This window comes from Rossellomorea pakistanensis (assembly GCF_016908495.1).
Classification (GTDB): domain Bacteria; phylum Bacillota; class Bacilli; order Bacillales; family Bacillaceae_B; genus Rossellomorea; species Rossellomorea pakistanensis.
Map to the genome: position 1 here is coordinate 743483 of NZ_JAFBDZ010000003.1, position 15680 is coordinate 759162.

16 protein-coding genes and 1 other RNA gene are annotated in these 15680 nt (G+C 36.5%); 11 read left to right on the forward strand and 6 right to left on the reverse strand.

What is annotated here, in order from left to right; all coding sequences use genetic code 11:
* Positions 1–146: 146 nt before the first annotated feature.
* The 8 genes from JOC86_RS17540 to JOC86_RS17575 all read left to right on the forward strand — a co-directional run bounded on the left by JOC86_RS17540 (position 147) and on the right by JOC86_RS17575 (position 6858).
* Entirely contained in the window at positions 147–779 is a 633-nt protein-coding gene (locus tag JOC86_RS17540; protein WP_239587655.1) for an NUDIX hydrolase, read from the forward strand.
* 65 nt (positions 780–844) lie between these two features.
* Positions 845–1300 carry an NUDIX hydrolase gene (locus tag JOC86_RS17545; protein ID WP_205174192.1) on the forward strand — a complete coding sequence of 152 codons (456 nt, stop codon included), beginning with the start codon at positions 845–847 and terminating at the stop codon, positions 1298–1300.
* A gap of 81 nt (positions 1301–1381) precedes the next feature.
* Positions 1382–1570: non-coding RNA, 6S RNA (ssrS, locus tag JOC86_RS17550), on the forward strand.
* A 267-nt stretch (positions 1571–1837) separates the two neighbouring features.
* Positions 1838–2254: a MerR family transcriptional regulator gene (locus tag JOC86_RS17555; RefSeq protein WP_239587656.1), complete on the forward strand. Its 417-nt coding sequence runs from the start codon at positions 1838–1840 to the stop codon at positions 2252–2254.
* Positions 2255–2329: 75 nt separating this feature from the next.
* Positions 2330–3637, forward strand: a complete 1308-nt coding sequence (locus JOC86_RS17560; protein ID WP_205174193.1) for a hemolysin family protein — start codon at positions 2330–2332, stop codon at positions 3635–3637.
* A 116-nt stretch (positions 3638–3753) separates the two neighbouring features.
* Complete coding sequence (locus JOC86_RS17565; protein WP_205174194.1) at positions 3754–4659, forward strand: DoxX-like family protein; 906 nt, start codon at positions 3754–3756, stop codon at positions 4657–4659.
* Positions 4659–5261, forward strand: coding sequence for a DUF4166 domain-containing protein (locus tag JOC86_RS17570; protein WP_205174195.1), 603 nt, complete (start codon positions 4659–4661; stop codon positions 5259–5261). Before JOC86_RS17565 ends, JOC86_RS17570 begins: the two co-directional genes overlap by 1 nt.
* The gene (locus JOC86_RS17575) at positions 5254–6858 is read left to right on the forward strand and encodes a YndJ family protein (protein WP_205174196.1); all 1605 of its coding nucleotides are present in this window, start codon (positions 5254–5256) and stop codon (positions 6856–6858) included. The genes JOC86_RS17570 and JOC86_RS17575 overlap by 8 nt, the downstream gene beginning before the upstream one ends.
* 448 nt (positions 6859–7306) lie before the next feature.
* Here JOC86_RS17575 and JOC86_RS17580 read toward each other — a convergent pair whose 3' ends face one another.
* Positions 7307–7801 carry a cupin domain-containing protein gene (locus JOC86_RS17580; RefSeq protein ID WP_205174197.1) on the reverse strand — a complete coding sequence of 165 codons (495 nt, stop codon included), beginning with the start codon at positions 7799–7801 and terminating at the stop codon, positions 7307–7309.
* Positions 7802–7977: 176 nt separating this feature from the next.
* On the opposite strand from JOC86_RS17580, the gene JOC86_RS17585 reads away from it, so the two are divergent.
* Positions 7978–8481 carry a DinB family protein gene (locus JOC86_RS17585; protein WP_205174198.1) on the forward strand — a complete coding sequence of 168 codons (504 nt, stop codon included), beginning with the start codon at positions 7978–7980 and terminating at the stop codon, positions 8479–8481.
* Positions 8482–8557: 76 nt separating this feature from the next.
* On the opposite strand, the gene JOC86_RS17590 is transcribed toward JOC86_RS17585, so the two are convergent.
* From JOC86_RS17590 to JOC86_RS17600, 3 genes are read right to left on the reverse strand one after another with little or no spacing between them, the layout of a single operon-like run.
* Complete coding sequence (locus JOC86_RS17590; RefSeq protein WP_205174199.1) at positions 8558–9805, reverse strand: hypothetical protein; 1248 nt, start codon at positions 9803–9805, stop codon at positions 8558–8560.
* Complete coding sequence (locus JOC86_RS25175; protein WP_205174200.1) at positions 9787–10968, reverse strand: DUF58 domain-containing protein; 1182 nt, start codon at positions 10966–10968, stop codon at positions 9787–9789. Before JOC86_RS25175 ends, JOC86_RS17590 begins: the two co-directional genes overlap by 19 nt.
* Positions 10969–10971: 3 nt before the next feature.
* Complete coding sequence (locus JOC86_RS17600) at positions 10972–11901, reverse strand: AAA family ATPase (RefSeq protein ID WP_338021772.1); 930 nt, start codon at positions 11899–11901, stop codon at positions 10972–10974.
* A gap of 255 nt (positions 11902–12156) precedes the next feature.
* On the opposite strand from JOC86_RS17600, the gene JOC86_RS17605 reads away from it, so the two are divergent.
* A complete protein-coding gene (locus JOC86_RS17605; RefSeq protein WP_205174201.1) occupies positions 12157–12690 on the forward strand; it encodes an RNA polymerase sigma factor in 534 nt (177 codons plus the stop codon).
* Entirely contained in the window at positions 12680–13579 is a 900-nt protein-coding gene (gene spoIIP / locus JOC86_RS17610; protein ID WP_205174202.1) for a stage II sporulation protein P, read from the forward strand. The genes JOC86_RS17605 and spoIIP overlap by 11 nt, the downstream gene beginning before the upstream one ends.
* 126 nt (positions 13580–13705) lie before the next feature.
* Here spoIIP and JOC86_RS17615 read toward each other — a convergent pair whose 3' ends face one another.
* Both JOC86_RS17615 and thiC read right to left on the reverse strand, forming a co-directional pair.
* Positions 13706–13909 carry a serine protease gene (locus JOC86_RS17615; RefSeq protein ID WP_205174203.1) on the reverse strand — a complete coding sequence of 68 codons (204 nt, stop codon included), beginning with the start codon at positions 13907–13909 and terminating at the stop codon, positions 13706–13708.
* Positions 13906–15678, reverse strand: a complete 1773-nt coding sequence (gene thiC, locus JOC86_RS17620; protein WP_205174204.1) for a phosphomethylpyrimidine synthase ThiC — start codon at positions 15676–15678, stop codon at positions 13906–13908. The genes JOC86_RS17615 and thiC overlap by 4 nt, the downstream gene beginning before the upstream one ends.
* Positions 15679–15680: the final 2 nt, after the last annotated feature.

Here is a 15680-nt window from a genome sequence, read left to right on the forward strand (position 1 = left end):
TTCTCGAATTGTTTAACGCGGTGAAGTGCTCGAGAACCGTCCCGCGGTGGGGTGGTGCGTTAGTGCGGTGATGTCAGTTGGGGCGTATTGTTTGGGGGGCGGTGTAGGTTGAGGGTATAATGGAGGTAGAGAGATGAAGCCTCAATTTGGTGGTGGTATTGTTGCATTTAGATGTTTTGAAGAAGATCGGTGGTCGTACTCCTAGTATATTAGGGAGTAAAGATTTTACGAAGTTCTCCATCCTTCTACCCCTTATTGAAATGGATGGGGAGACACATGTGCTGTTTGAAGTAAGGTCTCTAACAATGAGAAGACAGCCTGGAGAGATTTGTTTTCCTGGAGGAAAGGTTGATCGTGATGACGATAGTGAGGAAAGTGCCGCGATTAGGGAAACCTGTGAAGAGCTTGGAATAAACAAAGACTCCATTGGTGAGCTTATTCCATTGGATTATCTCGTATCCCCTTTTGGGACGATTATTTATCCTTTTGTCGCTGTAATCGATTCTGAGGCAAATCTTAAACCGAATCCATCAGAAGTAGAAGAAATCTTTACTTTCCCATTAACAGAGCTAATTGAAAAGAAGCCAGATTTATTTAATGTTGCTTATAAAGTTGAGCCCTCAATCGATTTTCCATTTCAAGACATTCCAGGAGGGGAAAATTACAACTGGCAAGCAAGAGATATGAAAGAGCACTTTTATTATTTCGAGGATCGTGTCATATGGGGGTTAACGGCGAGGATATTAAAGCATTTTATTGAACTGATTACCGGAAAATAAGGAAAACCAACGGTATATCAGAAATCTGTAACGTGATTAGAGTATCAAACGTAGGGGATGATGAAATGTTTATAATTAATGTAGAAGGTGCGGTTTATAAAGAAGATAAATGGCTCGTTATTGAACGCAGCAAAAAGGAAGAGCATGCTGGTGGCCTTCTTTCACTAGTTGGCGGCACGGTTGAAAAGGAAGGAACCTCAAGTGATCTTTTAGAGAGAACTTTAAAAAGAGAATTGTTTGAAGAGGTAGGAGTCAATGTGAAAGATTCCTTAACTTATGTTCGTAATACCTCTTTTATTCTAGAGGATGGACGAATCGTTGTGGATATTGTTTTCCTATGTGAATTTGATCATGGAGAACCTTATGCGAAAAGTCCAGATGAAGTAGATGCTGTTTATTGGATGGCTTCTGAAGAAATTTTGAACCATGTAAATTCACCAATTTGGTTAAAAGATAGTATTGTAAAGGCTGAGACACTTCGCAAGGAACAAACTCGTCACTCTGCTGGAGGGATTGTCTAGTTTTTGGCTTGTTATCTATCTACAATTAGCTTTGGAAGAAATAATCATTGATATTAATTAAAATATCGGGTATTATATCAATACAGGCTGCGTTGTGCGTAGTATTTATAAAGTTTTAACCTTTACATTTGAATAGGGAGTTTTATATTAAAACGGGAATGTCATGCCTCGTGGCTTGAGGACGACAGGAATGTTTTTGCAAACACCCACTTAGTGAAGTGGTGGTTTAAAACTTTCATATTTTATTGTTACGGCAACTGTGGCTGTTATAAATTGATGATTAAAGTCAGTTCTCATAAGAGGACTGGCTTTTTTAGTTTATAAGAAAATATAAAAATTTTAATATGTTTGAAATTAGTTTGTCCTAATCTAGCTCAACCGTTCGCCCTGGAAGTCGATTAGCCAAGCCATGAATGAAGGGAAATGCACCCTGGTCTATTTTTCGGGGCTAAACAGGGCGCTTACACCTTTTGTTCGAGCCCTATTGCGGAAAAATGAAAAAGAAGGTAAAATATTCACATACCATCACGTTATAGTTTGGAGTGTGCTTCTAATGGGACAGAGAAACTAAGAATCGGTGAACTTGCTAATCTATCAAATGTAACCAAGCGAACAATTGACTACTATACTAGTATTGGGTTATTAAAAGCGGAACGTTCTGCTTCTAACTATCGTGTGTACAGTATAGACGCAGTCGATAAGTTGAAGATGATTGAAAAATGTAAGGCAGACAGTATGAGCTTAGTAGAAATTAGAAATCTACTATCTACTGATCGTGTGACAAACACTGATCCTAATGAGCTCATAAACAGTATGCAAACTTTAGAAAAAGAAGCTAATAAAATTGTGGAATATATCAATGAAAATAAACTAAATAAGGAAGATTTTCTGAGGAAACATTTATCCTCTGAAAGTATGACACTATTAAAATCTCTTATATTATTATTAGTGTAGAGTGTTTCCGATGAAATCTTCCTCCAAAATTAAACACATCAGGAGGTGGATGCCTTACTATTGTAAGGCTACTCGTTGGAAATAATAAATTTAGTTCTTGTAGCGATATTAATCGCATTAACAGGGTTCTTTGTAGCAACAGAATTTGCTATTGTTAAGGTTCGTAGTACTCGAATCGATCAATTAATTGAAGAAAATAAAGCTGGCGCAAAAGCAGCCAAACAGGTTATTACACATCTCGATGAGTATTTATCAGCTTGTCAGCTTGGGATAACGATTACGGCCCTTGGTTTAGGCTGGCTTGGAGAACCGACAGTTGAAAAATTATTACATCCAGTATTTGAACGATTTGAATTAAATGAATCTCTTACACATATTTTGTCATTCGGTATCGCATTTGCGGTGATTACCTTTTTACACGTAGTTGTTGGAGAATTGGCCCCAAAAACCGTTGCCATTCAAAAGGCTGAAGCTGTAACAATCGTCTTTGCAAAACCAATTATTTGGTTTTATAAAATTATGTATCCATTTATTTGGGCGTTGAATGGTTCAGCTAGAATATTAGTGGGAATCTTTGGTCTCAAACCAGCGTCAGAGCATGAAACCTCCCATACCGAAGAAGAATTAAGACTTATTCTTTCAGAAAGTTATAAAAGTGGGGAAATCAATCAAGCTGAGTTAAAGTATGTAAACAATATTTTTGAATTCGATAATCGTCTCGCCAAAGAGATAATGGTTCCACGAACAGAAATGGTTTATATGTCTTTAGACGATCGTCTTGAGGATATTTTTAAAGTTATTAAGGAAGAGAAATATACACGTTATCCTGTTGCAAACGGGGATACAGACCATATTAAAGGGATTGTCAATATTAAAGATATACTGACAGCAACCATTAGTAATAAATCATTAGATAAAGAAAATGCGATTGTTCCTTTTATAAAGCCCGTCATTCAAGTCATTGAGACGATTCCAATTCATGATTTGCTATTGAAAATGCAAAAAGAAAGAACTCATATGGCTATTCTTATGGATGAATATGGAGGAACATCAGGGATCGTGACAGTGGAAGATATACTCGAAGAAATCGTTGGAGAAATTCGAGATGAATTTGATACAGATGAATTACCTGAAATACGAAAAATCTCAAAAGATCACTTTATCGTCAACAGTAAAGTTCTAATAGAAGATGTAAACGATCTGTTAGGGATTGAATTAGTAGAAGATGATGTTGATACACTTGGTGGTTGGTTCTTAACAAAGCAATATGATGTTAAGCTAGGAGATGTCGTTGAAGAGGAAGGGTATATATTCAAAGTAATCGAAATAGATGGTCATCAGATTATCCACATTGAGATAACGATGCAAAAAAACGCCGAATAAGGCGTTTTTTTTTGCTAATACAAACTAAAATTTATTTTAAAGAAGTGGGAACACTTTCAATTGAATATCTCTAATTAATCAAATTTTATGCTAAGCTATTGATGGAGGAATGAATGATGAAAAATAAACCAATATATGTTGAGATTCCAATTAAAGCAGAGATGGAAAGGCTTTGGGAGGTTACTCAAACGCCTACTCTCCATGAACAGTGGGATTTACGTTTTTCTTCGATTACGTATTTACCAAAAAAAGCAGACGAGCCTCAGCTTTTTACATATAAAACGAAAATCGGTTTTGGCTTAGCAGTGGAAGGCTGGGGAAAAAGCGTTGGCAGCCATCAAACGAAAGACAATACGAGGACTTCTTCTTTACATTTTGGCACAGATCAGAAACTTTCCATTATTCGTGAAGGAAAAGGATATTGGCAGTACAAGACTAGGCAGGGATCAATTGATTTTTTGACGCAATATGATTATGAAGTAAATTTTGGACGAATAGGAGTTGTTTTCGATAAGTTGTTTTTTCGACCACTTATAGGATGGGCAACAGCACTTAGCTTTGATGTTCTGAAAAGGTGGCTAGAAAAAGGAGAAGCACCTCATTTACAGTACAAACGCTTTTTTAGTACGTGGCTGATAAGTTTTTTATTTTTCTTTATTTGGTCTTACCATGGGCTGTTCCCCAAGATCTTTGCTCAACACCCAGAGGAAATCGCTTTGGCGGGAAGTTTAATTAGTATGACAGCGAATCAAGTGACTTCATTTGTTATAGGAGTCGGTATTTTAGAAGTTTTATTTGGTTTAATGTGGTTGTTCTATCCCTATAAACGAAAATTACTAGGAATACAGATTGTTATTTTTCCATTATTAACAATAGCAGCGATCATCGCAGACCCTGGTAGTTTAACACATCCTTTTTCCCCACTTACTTTTAATATGGCATTAACCATTCTTTCTATTATCGGGTTTTATTTCAGTAATGATGTTCCGACTTCAAGTAGCTGTAAGAGAAGGAGAACGTAATGTCTGTTTATAAGAAAGTATTAGGAGAACAATTTAATCGACTACACCCTATGCTGCAAAAAAGATATGAATTAAAAGAGGATTTTAAAGGGTCTGGCTTGATGAGGATGATTCAAGGAGGGCCTAAGTGGTTATATCCAATGTACTTAATAGGGGTAAAGTGGAAGCTGCTCTTTCCTGAAGAAGGAAAAGATGTACCATTTACGATTGTGAATTCCACGATAACGGGAATTAATGGCGAAGAACAGGTCCATTGGGAGCGGATTTTTTATTTTAAGAATCGGAAGAGATATTTTAATGCTTTAATGAGTTATGATTCCAAGCATAATATGGTTAAAGACTATTTAGGGGAACCACATATTGTTTACTCAGATTTATCATTCCAGATTACCCCACAAGGTTACTTGAAAATTGAATCAAAAAGTCAGCGGCTAGTCCTTGGGAAAATTGAAGTTCCTTTACCGAGACTGTTTCAAGGGATTGCAAGAGTAACAGAAAAGTACGTTGAAGCGAGAAACGTCTACTATATAAAAGTAGAAGTGAAAAATCCGTTTATTGGGGTCGTTTTTTGTTATAAAGGAGAATTTACTGAAGATGAATAAGATGATTGGCTTGAATGCAGTATTATTTTTGATGATTATATTTTTTGGTGTTTTTCCATGGTATATGTGGATTTTAATGATTGCACAGTTACTTTATGTACCACTAACACTACATCTTCTATTGAAAAAAGAGAGTCTATTTCGTAAATATTACTTCGTGATCGGAATTCCGTCTTTTGCCGCTGTAATCATTTTAAATATGACTGATCAAACGTCATGGGACGGGGTTCTAGCAGCAGTTTATTTTCTTTATACCATTTTCATTGCACTCTATGGCCTTCATCGTTTTTTACATAAGGGATTTACCAATCTTGAAGAATTCTCGATTAATATGGGGTTAATGTACATTTCAATTGGCGGAGCTTGGTTTTTTGCTTTTGAAGCTGGGATTGAAACCGGATTTTCGCCATTAATTACCTCGTTAACAGCCATTCACTTTCATTATTCTGCCTTTTTATTACCTATCTTTGTTGGGTTTCTTGGCAGACTATATAAATCGAAACTGTATCAGTTTGTTACGATCGTCATGTTAGTGTCTCCAATGATTGTGGCACTGGGAATAACCTTTTCTGTTTGGCTTGAGGTCTTATCTGTCATCATATACATTGTTGGAATCTATTGTCTACTATTATTAATCTCTAAAACTTCATTTCACCATTCACTACAGAAATGGCTTGTAGGAATTTCCTTTGGTTCTATAGCCGTTACAATCTTATTTTCGTTATCGTATGCGATAGGAAATCTACTTGGCCATTCCATCGTTACGATTGACTTTATGCTGAAATTTCACGGTATAATCAATTCAGTTTTCTTCGGATTGGTTGGAATTATTGCTTGGTGGATTCATACACCCATCACTAATGAAAGACGAACGATGTTTCCAGTAAGTAGAATTAAAGGAAAAGGAAAGATTGGTGAAGAGATTCTTGAGAAACTGGCTTCAGCGTATAAGCTTTCATACACCGGTCTTGTCGATTCAATGAAAAAATATGAACCGGAAATAGAGGTTCATACTTTGGCTTCGAATATTGTCGATTTTTATGAAAATACGAATGAATATCAGTTATTTGCAGAGGTAAAGTGGCGCTTTTGGTTTTTACCATTTGCAGCATTATATCGTCAAATTAGTCGTATCATTCAGCAAATTAATTTACCTGTCACAAGCAAACGGATAGAAATGACAGGGGATATTCACCCAGTTGATGATGAATTAGATGGACGGGAGAATGTGCGTGCATGGATAAGGAAGATCAATGACGAAGTTACCTTTGTTGCATTGTACTCATCACATTTTGACAATGAACAATGTCGAACATATATGAATATTGCATTGCCCTTGCCATGGGCTTCAATGGTCGGGATCCTTGAACTTAGTCAGCATGGAAAGGCTTTACGGCTGAGTAGTAATAGAGAGAAAAGTCCAAATTCTGATTCAGGAGTTTATTTAACTTTCGGAAAATATTTATTTAAACTACCACTTGAGGAGCAATTCGATGTACAAGAAACAAGGGAAGGGGGATTAGAAGCAAAACATAGAATGTGGTTGTTCTCTATCCCTTTTTTAGAAATAGATTATGAAATCCGACGTCGTGGTTGACGTTTTAAAAATGGGACTGTCTGGTAAGTCGTTCTACTATCAGACGGCTCAATTTGATTATAGAAATATTGATAAATCGTTGCTATGTTAATTTTCTAGATTTGCCCTTTTCGAACAGCCCCATTTTCCTTGTCTTAATGTAGAAATGCACAACTTTTCGATTTTATGCACGAAAGCTCTAGTTAATGTACAAGAATCTATTTTTATGCATAACAGTGACGAATTAATGCACGTGATTTTAAATTTGTGCACATGTAATACCGTAGAGTACGGATAAAAAAGGACTCAGGAACCATCACTTAATAGATAGAAGAATCCCTCAGGAGTATCATCTATCAATTAACGAACATATAATTCCTAATGGTTTTTTGGAAGGCCAATTGTTAGTTTAAATTCGTTTTTGATAATTTTCAATCAGATGATATCCATTGATAATAGTGAAATTCATTCATTTCCAATAGTTTAATAAAGGACCGTCATTCCCTAAAACTGGATCTGTTTTTGGGGATGGTACTCTTTCAATATCTTTCTCTACTTGAGGTCGTTCATTAGGTTCACCGACTTTTAGATTATGGTCCATCCCATCAGGATAGGCGCCGACAACTGAGAAATCCTTGCTTGATGATATTCGCTTATGGCCTGTCCCTGCTGGTAACACGATTACATCTCCAGTATTGACCTCTATTGATTTTCCATTTTTCCCACCTAATTGTATGGTTGCAAAACCGTTTTTGACACCTAAGACTTCATGTGAATTACTGTGGTAATGGTGATAATCAAAGACACCATTTGTCCAGCTATTTAGCCAGTTATTATCATTAAACGTTTTTTCGATTTTCTCTGGTTGTGACTTAAAAGCAGCGGGGTAGACAATTACCGGGAGCTTAGGGTTATTAGGGATATTGCCATCATCAGTAAAGTAGAATAGCTTTTCTTTTTCCATAGAAATACCTCCTTATGCAGTAGATTTCCACTTAGTTTATTTTATAAACAAATGCTAGAAAAAAAGTAATGATAAATACATCATTACGTAATGATATATTCACTTGTCACATATATAATGTTGTAGAGATCATAAGAAATAAAAATTGCTATTGTTTTATGAAGGAGGTAAAAAGCATGTCACATCACGCATTGGAAATGTACGATTATCATGTATGGGCAAACAACAAAATCATTACAAAGGTAAAAGAGCTTCCAGAAGATATTTATTCTAGGGAAATTCCAAGTGTTTTTCCATCTATATCTAAAGTATTGTCTCATATTTATGTAGTCGATTACGGGTGGTTTCAGGTGATGAAAGGCGAAGAAATGAAGGGCTCTGTTGAACAATCTATACAATTATTGGAGCGAACAGATTCGGTTGGAATAGACGAGATGGAAAGACTATTTATTGACTTATCTGAAAGTATAAAGGTGTTTCTTAACCAACAAGAGGATCTGGAAAAATTAATTGATCTTGATAATCCCTATGCTGGCAAAAGAGATACAAGCTTAGCAGAAATGGTCTATCATGTTGTCAATCATGGGACGTATCATAGAGGAAACATTACCGCAATGCTAAGACAAATGGGGCATGCTTCTGTAATGACCGACTATGCTTATTATTGGTATTCAAAATAGTTTAGTAGCCGTCCAAAAGGGTGTGCCAGGTACTAAGAATGTATTTGTACCTGGCACTCAGTAGGAATTATTCCTATCACTTTAACCAATCTTTTATAATTTTATTAACTGCATGAACAAACCACTCAGTTTCTTCGGCAGAATAGTTTTTTTGTCCATAGCGAGTGCTCTCATACATGCTATAGAATATGGTGGACTGCTCGATAGTAAGGCGATGTAACCATTCCCTAATGGTTTCTGCATCTTTTCTTTCTTTGCCATATTGTTTTGAAGCCTTTTCCAATTCAGCAACAGCTGTCCTTATTTTTCCCGCTGAGGATGAATAGATATAGGCTTTTTGTGGAGAAGCTTCCTTTAAACCAACAACAATGTTAGATGTTGAATTGGCTACTGAATTCTTAGGTTCTGGACCGCTCCCCCGGTTTCTTTTTCGAAAGAAATAGATCCCGGCTGCCAGTACCACGATGATAAGGAAGACTTGTACATAAGGGAAGGATACCGATTCATAAAAGGCTTTTTCATGAATCTCGATATCCGACTGGGATACCTCAAGTGTCTTGTCATTTTTATCATCAATCCCAAAAGCTTTTTTTACATACTCTTCCGGCAAAATCGAAGAGAGAAGACCCATAATCGGATTAACAGCAAAGGAAACAACACCGAGTATTTTAGAAAATAGGAATATACCTACATTTTTTACATGCGGAATCAAAAACCAGACGACTCCTCCGAAAATAAAAGGTAATATGGAAGCTCCAATTAGATAAGGAAATGTTGAACGATTCTTATTAATCGAACCAAATTGAATAATTCTTAAAAGAAATGTACCTGCTATAAGTAAGATTAATTGAATAAAAATGACGCTATAAATTAAGCGGCTATTCCCAAAGTCTGTGATACTGCCTACTAAAAGTGAAGCAGCGGCTAATAACAAAAATAATAGAAAGTAGCCGCTTCCCATTTCATAATAGACTTCCGAATCTTCTTTATATCCTTGAACCCGACCGAATAGGATGATAAGAATCAGTAATAATATCCAAGTTTTCATGTCTGATAATATATATCCAGCACCTGCTAGTAATAGGAAAGTAGGTATGGTAGTGAAAGTGACTTTGGTACTAAAGACAGTTACTACACAAGTGAGCGCTAGACCAACATATGCAAACGTTAAAAAAGGAAGATATTCCATCATTAATTCTTGATTTGCTAGAAGAATGGTTAATCCAATGAGAATAAAAAGAAAATCATTGAATAATAGTAGCATTCTTTTTAGTGAAAGGAGCGTTTTTTCTTTTGGATAAGTTTTTACGAGATCTGCTTCCATGGAATTAACGCTCCTTTCTCTTCACCATCTTCAATCATCAACACTTCCACACCATCATAAGACATTCGTTGCATTAATTGCTCCTCATTCTGTGAAATTGAACCACCGTGAATCATGGTAGGAGGCAAAAGCTTTTGAATCGATAATTGCTGCAGAACAATCCCATAAGGAACAGTTGAGTCATCTGTGGAAAGGGTGGACAGGACCTCTAGTGCGGTTTGCCCTTGTGTTACTCCATTTCCAGAGGCAAGATAATAAAACGGAAAAGCTCCTTGGCTTCTAATATTAATGGCAAGTGAGAAATGAGTATCCTCTTTTACTGCTTTGTGTATTAGGAAGGCTATCTCCTTTGTTAAGTCTTCTAGCCTGCGGGTTATCGAGTAATGCTCATTTAAATTAAGAGAGATTAGCCATTCTTTTTTTGTTGAAGGAGCGAATACCTTAGTCTGTAAGGTTTGCATTCTAGCAGATGCCTTCCAGTGAATATCTTTAAACTGGTCACCATAGACATAGTTTCTTGTTCCCACTGGTTGAAATCGATTTTGATAAAGAGATGTTTGAATGGGGAGATCCCCATCCCCTAGTGCTATTGTTTCATTTCCAATCTCAACTGGTTTCACTTTTGGAAAGACAAGAATGGAAGAATGTACAGGTTGCGTTAGAGTTAAATTCAGTTTTCCATTTCCAAATAAGTGAGGAATCTCTAATTCCATCTTGCTTATTCTACATAAACCTCGTCGTTTTCCTTCAATTGGAATCGTAAAAACCTTTTTCTCGTTCCTACTTAATTGAAAAGGGAAAGTCAGTTCCACTTTATCATGGTGATCAACATCATAGTGAAGACCAATTGGTTCCACAATGTTAGAAAAGGTAATTTTTAAATGAGCTCCAAAAATCGGAAGTCCTTCATTTTCAAATTCAAATCTCCATTTTTCTTGATCCTCCACATTTAAGCGGGTTCGTTGAATTGTATTTTTAAAAATAAGCTTTTTCCCGGCCTGGGTAAAATAATAATGATGCAGCCGAAAATAGATAAAGCAAACAGAAAACACCGTGAGTGCTGTGTAATATTCTAAAATGAAGCTGAGAATAATGAGTAAAACACTTAAATATTGACTGAAATCATGATATCGGTCGTCAACTACATGTCGATTCCATTTCACTTTCTAACTTGCCTCAACAGGTGAACCGATTTCAGAAATTATTTCTTCCATCACTTCTCGGGTTGTTTTTGTTAAAGAAGCTTCCGGTGTAAGTAATAGGCGATGCTCAAGCACATAGAGGGCTATCTCTTTGACATCCTCTGGAATGACATAATCCCTTCCATTCACAAAGGCATGACCTTGCGCCGCTTTTAATAACGCCAAGCTTGCTCGTGGACTTGCCCCAACGGCAATCTTTTCATGTTCTCGTGTTGTTCTTGTCATATGTAAAATGTAGGACTCGATATCCTCTGAAATATGAACGTTTGTCACTTCTTTTGATAAAGTTAGGATTTCCTCCAAGGTAAAAATAGGTTCGATCGTTTCGATGAAGTGTCGCTGTCTAAATCGTTGCAGGATGAGTCTTTCTTCTTCTAAATCAGGATATGTAAACGGAATTTTCAACATAAAACGGTCAAGCTGTGCTGCCGGAAGTGGAAAAGTACCTTGCTGACTCTCAACTGGATTTTGAGTAGCGATTACGATAAATGGTCGTTGAAGCTTTACCGTCTCACCATCAATCGTCACTTGTTTTTCTTCCATTACCTCAAGGAGACTTGCTTGCGTCCTAGGAGTGGCACGGTTAATTTCATCAGCAAGCAGAACGTTTGTTACAACAGGACCTGTACGAAGCTCGAACTCTTGTGACTTAGGGTTAAAATATTGAATTCCTGTAATATCACTTGGCAGCACATCCGGTGTAAACTGAACTCTTTTAAATTTTCCCTGAATACATTGGGCAAACGTGTTTGCTAAAAGGGTTTTCCCGGTACCTGGTACACTTTCTAATAACACATGTCCTTCTTGAAGAAGGGCAATGGTCAATATTTGAACTTCTTTTTCACGTCCAACTAAGACTTTATTCATTTCTTTGGTGATGTCTGAAATATTCACTGAATGTTCCCCCTGGATAAGTTTTTTCTATATTTTGTATTTTAACATATTTGTTTGGAATTTTATGATTGTTGAGATTTTTGCAAATGGTGTAAGTTATTATAAAAATATTATGTAAACAAGTTTTGGTTTTTTTAAAAAAGGTAATCATCTTGATAGAAAGAATTAAAAACTTAATGATTTACATTAAAACCTGTAACTTTTTTAAGTCTCAAACGAATAATGAGTGAAGGGAAAATAAAAGGGGGGAGTTAATTGGGGGAGAGCTTAGAAGAGAGAATTAGTGAAATTTATCGTTTACATTATCTTGATGTTTACAGATTTCTTATTTGTTTTTCCGGTAACCAAAACGATGCAGAGGATTTGACTCAAGAGGTTTTTATCAGAGTACTGAATCATTTATCTGCCTATAATCATTCTTCCAATTTAAAAACTTGGATCTTTTCAATTGCGAAGCATGTAGCAGTTGATGATTATAGAAAGAAAAAATTCACCTCGCTTTTTAAGGATAACTTTTTCAAACAATTAGTTTCCAATGAAAAAGAGCCTAATGAGTTTGTAGAGCAAAATGAATTGAATCATCTCCTGCATGATGCGATTTCTCGATTAAAACCACTTTACAGGACGGTTGTTATTTTAAGGGGAATCAATGAATTTTCCATCAAAGAAACGTCTGAAATTCTTGATTGTAGCAAATCCAAGGTAAAAGTAAGTTATCATCGAGCATTACGAGAATTGAAAAGGAAGATTCATTTGGACATTGAGGAGGTCATTGGAAATGCCAACTGATCATGAATTATTTAACTTGATAAAAGAAACCTATCCCCTTAACCCAAAAGCTGAATTTATTTCAAATACCGATACTAAACTCAAACAGCTGGCAAGAAATTTAGATAAAAAGAAAAGAGTTAAAAAATGGTCACTTGCCTCTGTAGGTATGGTATTTTGTATCATGGCATTTTCCTGGTTTTTCTTTTTTAGCGGTAAAGAAATCATTAACAACGCGTTATCCTTTCTAGATCAAAGCCAATCAGCTGCACCTATTCATGAAAAAAATCCAACTGTTTTAATCCATCACACTCATAATCGTGAATCCTTTACATCGCTAATAAATGTAGATAATCCTGATCTTGCCCATCATAAATCGAAAAATATTACTCTTGTTGGGGATAGGTTAGCTAAATCATTACAGAAAGAACAAATATTTTCACTTCATCATAAAACAGATGGAATTGGGCTATTGAATGAGATGAATTTGGAATATTTTCAGGCATACCAAGTATCTAGAGAACCTTTAAAAAAAGCATTGGATAAAAATAAAAGCAATATGATGGTCTTTGATATCCATCGAAGTTCGGGACCGCGCATGGACACAACTGTAGAATTAAATAGGAAGAAATATGCCAAGATTTCATTTATAAATTCAAAATCAAGTGAGAAATTTGAAGAAAATAATGCTTTTGCAAAACTTCTTCATCAAAAAATCGAAAAGAAGTACCCTGGAATATCTAGAGGGGTTTTTGTGAAGTCACAGGAGAGACAAAGTACCTATAATCAAGATTTAATGGGTCAATCTGTCTTAATTAATATCGGTGGAGTTGAAAATACTTTAGAGGAAGAGTATAGGACAGCCGATATTCTAGCAGAGGTTATAGGTGAGGTTATGATGGAGCTGTAATTAAATTCTACATTTTTTAGAATTAATTTTTTTATAAACATTTAAAGGGATATTTTTAATAAAATAGGCCAAATCAGCAATGATTTGGCCTATTACTATTAGTTTAGTAGGAGAAAGTATCCTTATTCAGTAATACAACACTTCTATCTTATGACACAACAAGCACTTCTCATAGTAAGCATTCCCTTGAAACTGATGGATACATTTTTGTTGTAATTCTTCCTTTCGTATTTCAAGTGAACGAATCTTTTCATGCATTTCATTTATCTCCTCTTCTAATGCTATGACTTCTTCTGCCACGTCATGAAAGGAATCTCTCGCTCTACTCATTGATAGATCTTTCCACCTGATTGCTTGAATTCTTCCGCTTTTTCCTTTAGCCCTTTTTGAATGTATTCCTCTTCTTTATCTTTTACAAAGTCACGGATATCTTGTGAAATTCTCATACTACAGAATTTTGGGCCGCACATCGAGCAGAAGTGGGCAGTTTTGGCTCCTTCGGCAGGGAGTGTTTCGTCATGGTATTCCAATGCACGCTCAGGATCTAATGATAAATGAAATTGATCACGCCATCTGAATTCAAAGCGCGCTTTTGATAATGCATCATCACGTTTTTGGGCACCGGGATGTCCTTTTGCTAAGTCGGCTGCGTGGGCGGCAATTTTATAGGTGATCACACCTTCGCGTACATCGTTTTTATTTGGTAGCCCAAGATGTTCTTTTGGAGTTACATAGCAAAGCATAGCCGTTCCGTACCAGCCAATCATGGCTGCACCAATGGCAGAAGTAATATGGTCATAGCCTGGGGCAATGTCCGTCGTAAGCGGCCCAAGTGTATAGAAGGGTGCTTCCTTACAAATTTCTAATTGTTTATCCATATTCTCTTTAATTAAATGCATTGGTACATGGCCAGGTCCTTCAACCATTACCTGTACGTCATGCTTCCAGGCGATTTGGGTTAATTCGCCTAATGTCTCAAGCTCAGCAAACTGTGCTTCATCATTAGCATCGGCAATCGAGCCTGGACGAAGACCGTCTCCAAGAGAAAAGGAGATGTCATAGGCCTTCATAATTTCACAAATTTCTTCAAAATGAGTATATAAGAAGTTTTCTTTATGGTGATATAAGCACCATTGAGCCATAATCGATCCACCACGTGATACGATTCCGGTTAATCTCTTTGCTGTCATCGGTACATAGCGTAATAAAACCCCAGCATGAATCGTAAAGTAATCGACTCCTTGCTCCGCTTGTTCAATTAACGTATCACGATACACCTCCCACGTTAAATCCTCTGCGACTCCATTTACTTTTTCAAGAGCTTGGTAGATTGGAACTGTTCCAACTGGCACAGCGGAATTGCGGATGATCCATTCCCTCGTGGTGTGAATATTCTTTCCTGTAGACAAATCCATAATGTTATCAGCACCCCAACGAGTCGCCCAAGTCATTTTTTCTACCTCTTGTTCGATAGACGAGGAAACAGCCGAGTTTCCGATATTGGCATTAATTTTTACATGAAAGTTACGCCCGATGATCATTGGCTCACTCTCTGGATGGTTAATATTTGATGGAATGATCGCTCTTCCTCTTGCTACTTCATCACGAACAAATTCAGGTGTCATGTTTTCCCTTATCGCGATAAATTCCATTTCAGGTGTGATGATGCCTTTTTTTGCATAGTGAAGCTGTGTTACATTTTTTCCTTTTTTGGCACGAAAAGGCTTACGATCGCCACGCGGGAAAACTTCGATATTTAATCGTGGATCGTTTGCATCTTTGTAACCATTGTCTTCCGGCTTTATTTCACGCCCTTCATATTCCTCGACATCTTCTCGTTCAGTGATCCAGTCCTTTCTAATAGTTGGAAGGCCTTTCCGAATATCGATAGTGTAATTAGGATCTGTGTATGGACCACTAGTATCATAGACTCTTAGAGGGGCGTTTTCTTCATCTCCAAATGAGCCCGTTGTAGGGGAAAGGGAAATTTCGCGCTTAGGGACTTTCAAATCTGGGCGACTTCCTGTTTCATATACTTTTTTACTTCCAGAAAAATTAGACATAATCGAGATGTTTTTTTCATTTACTGAGGACGACATGT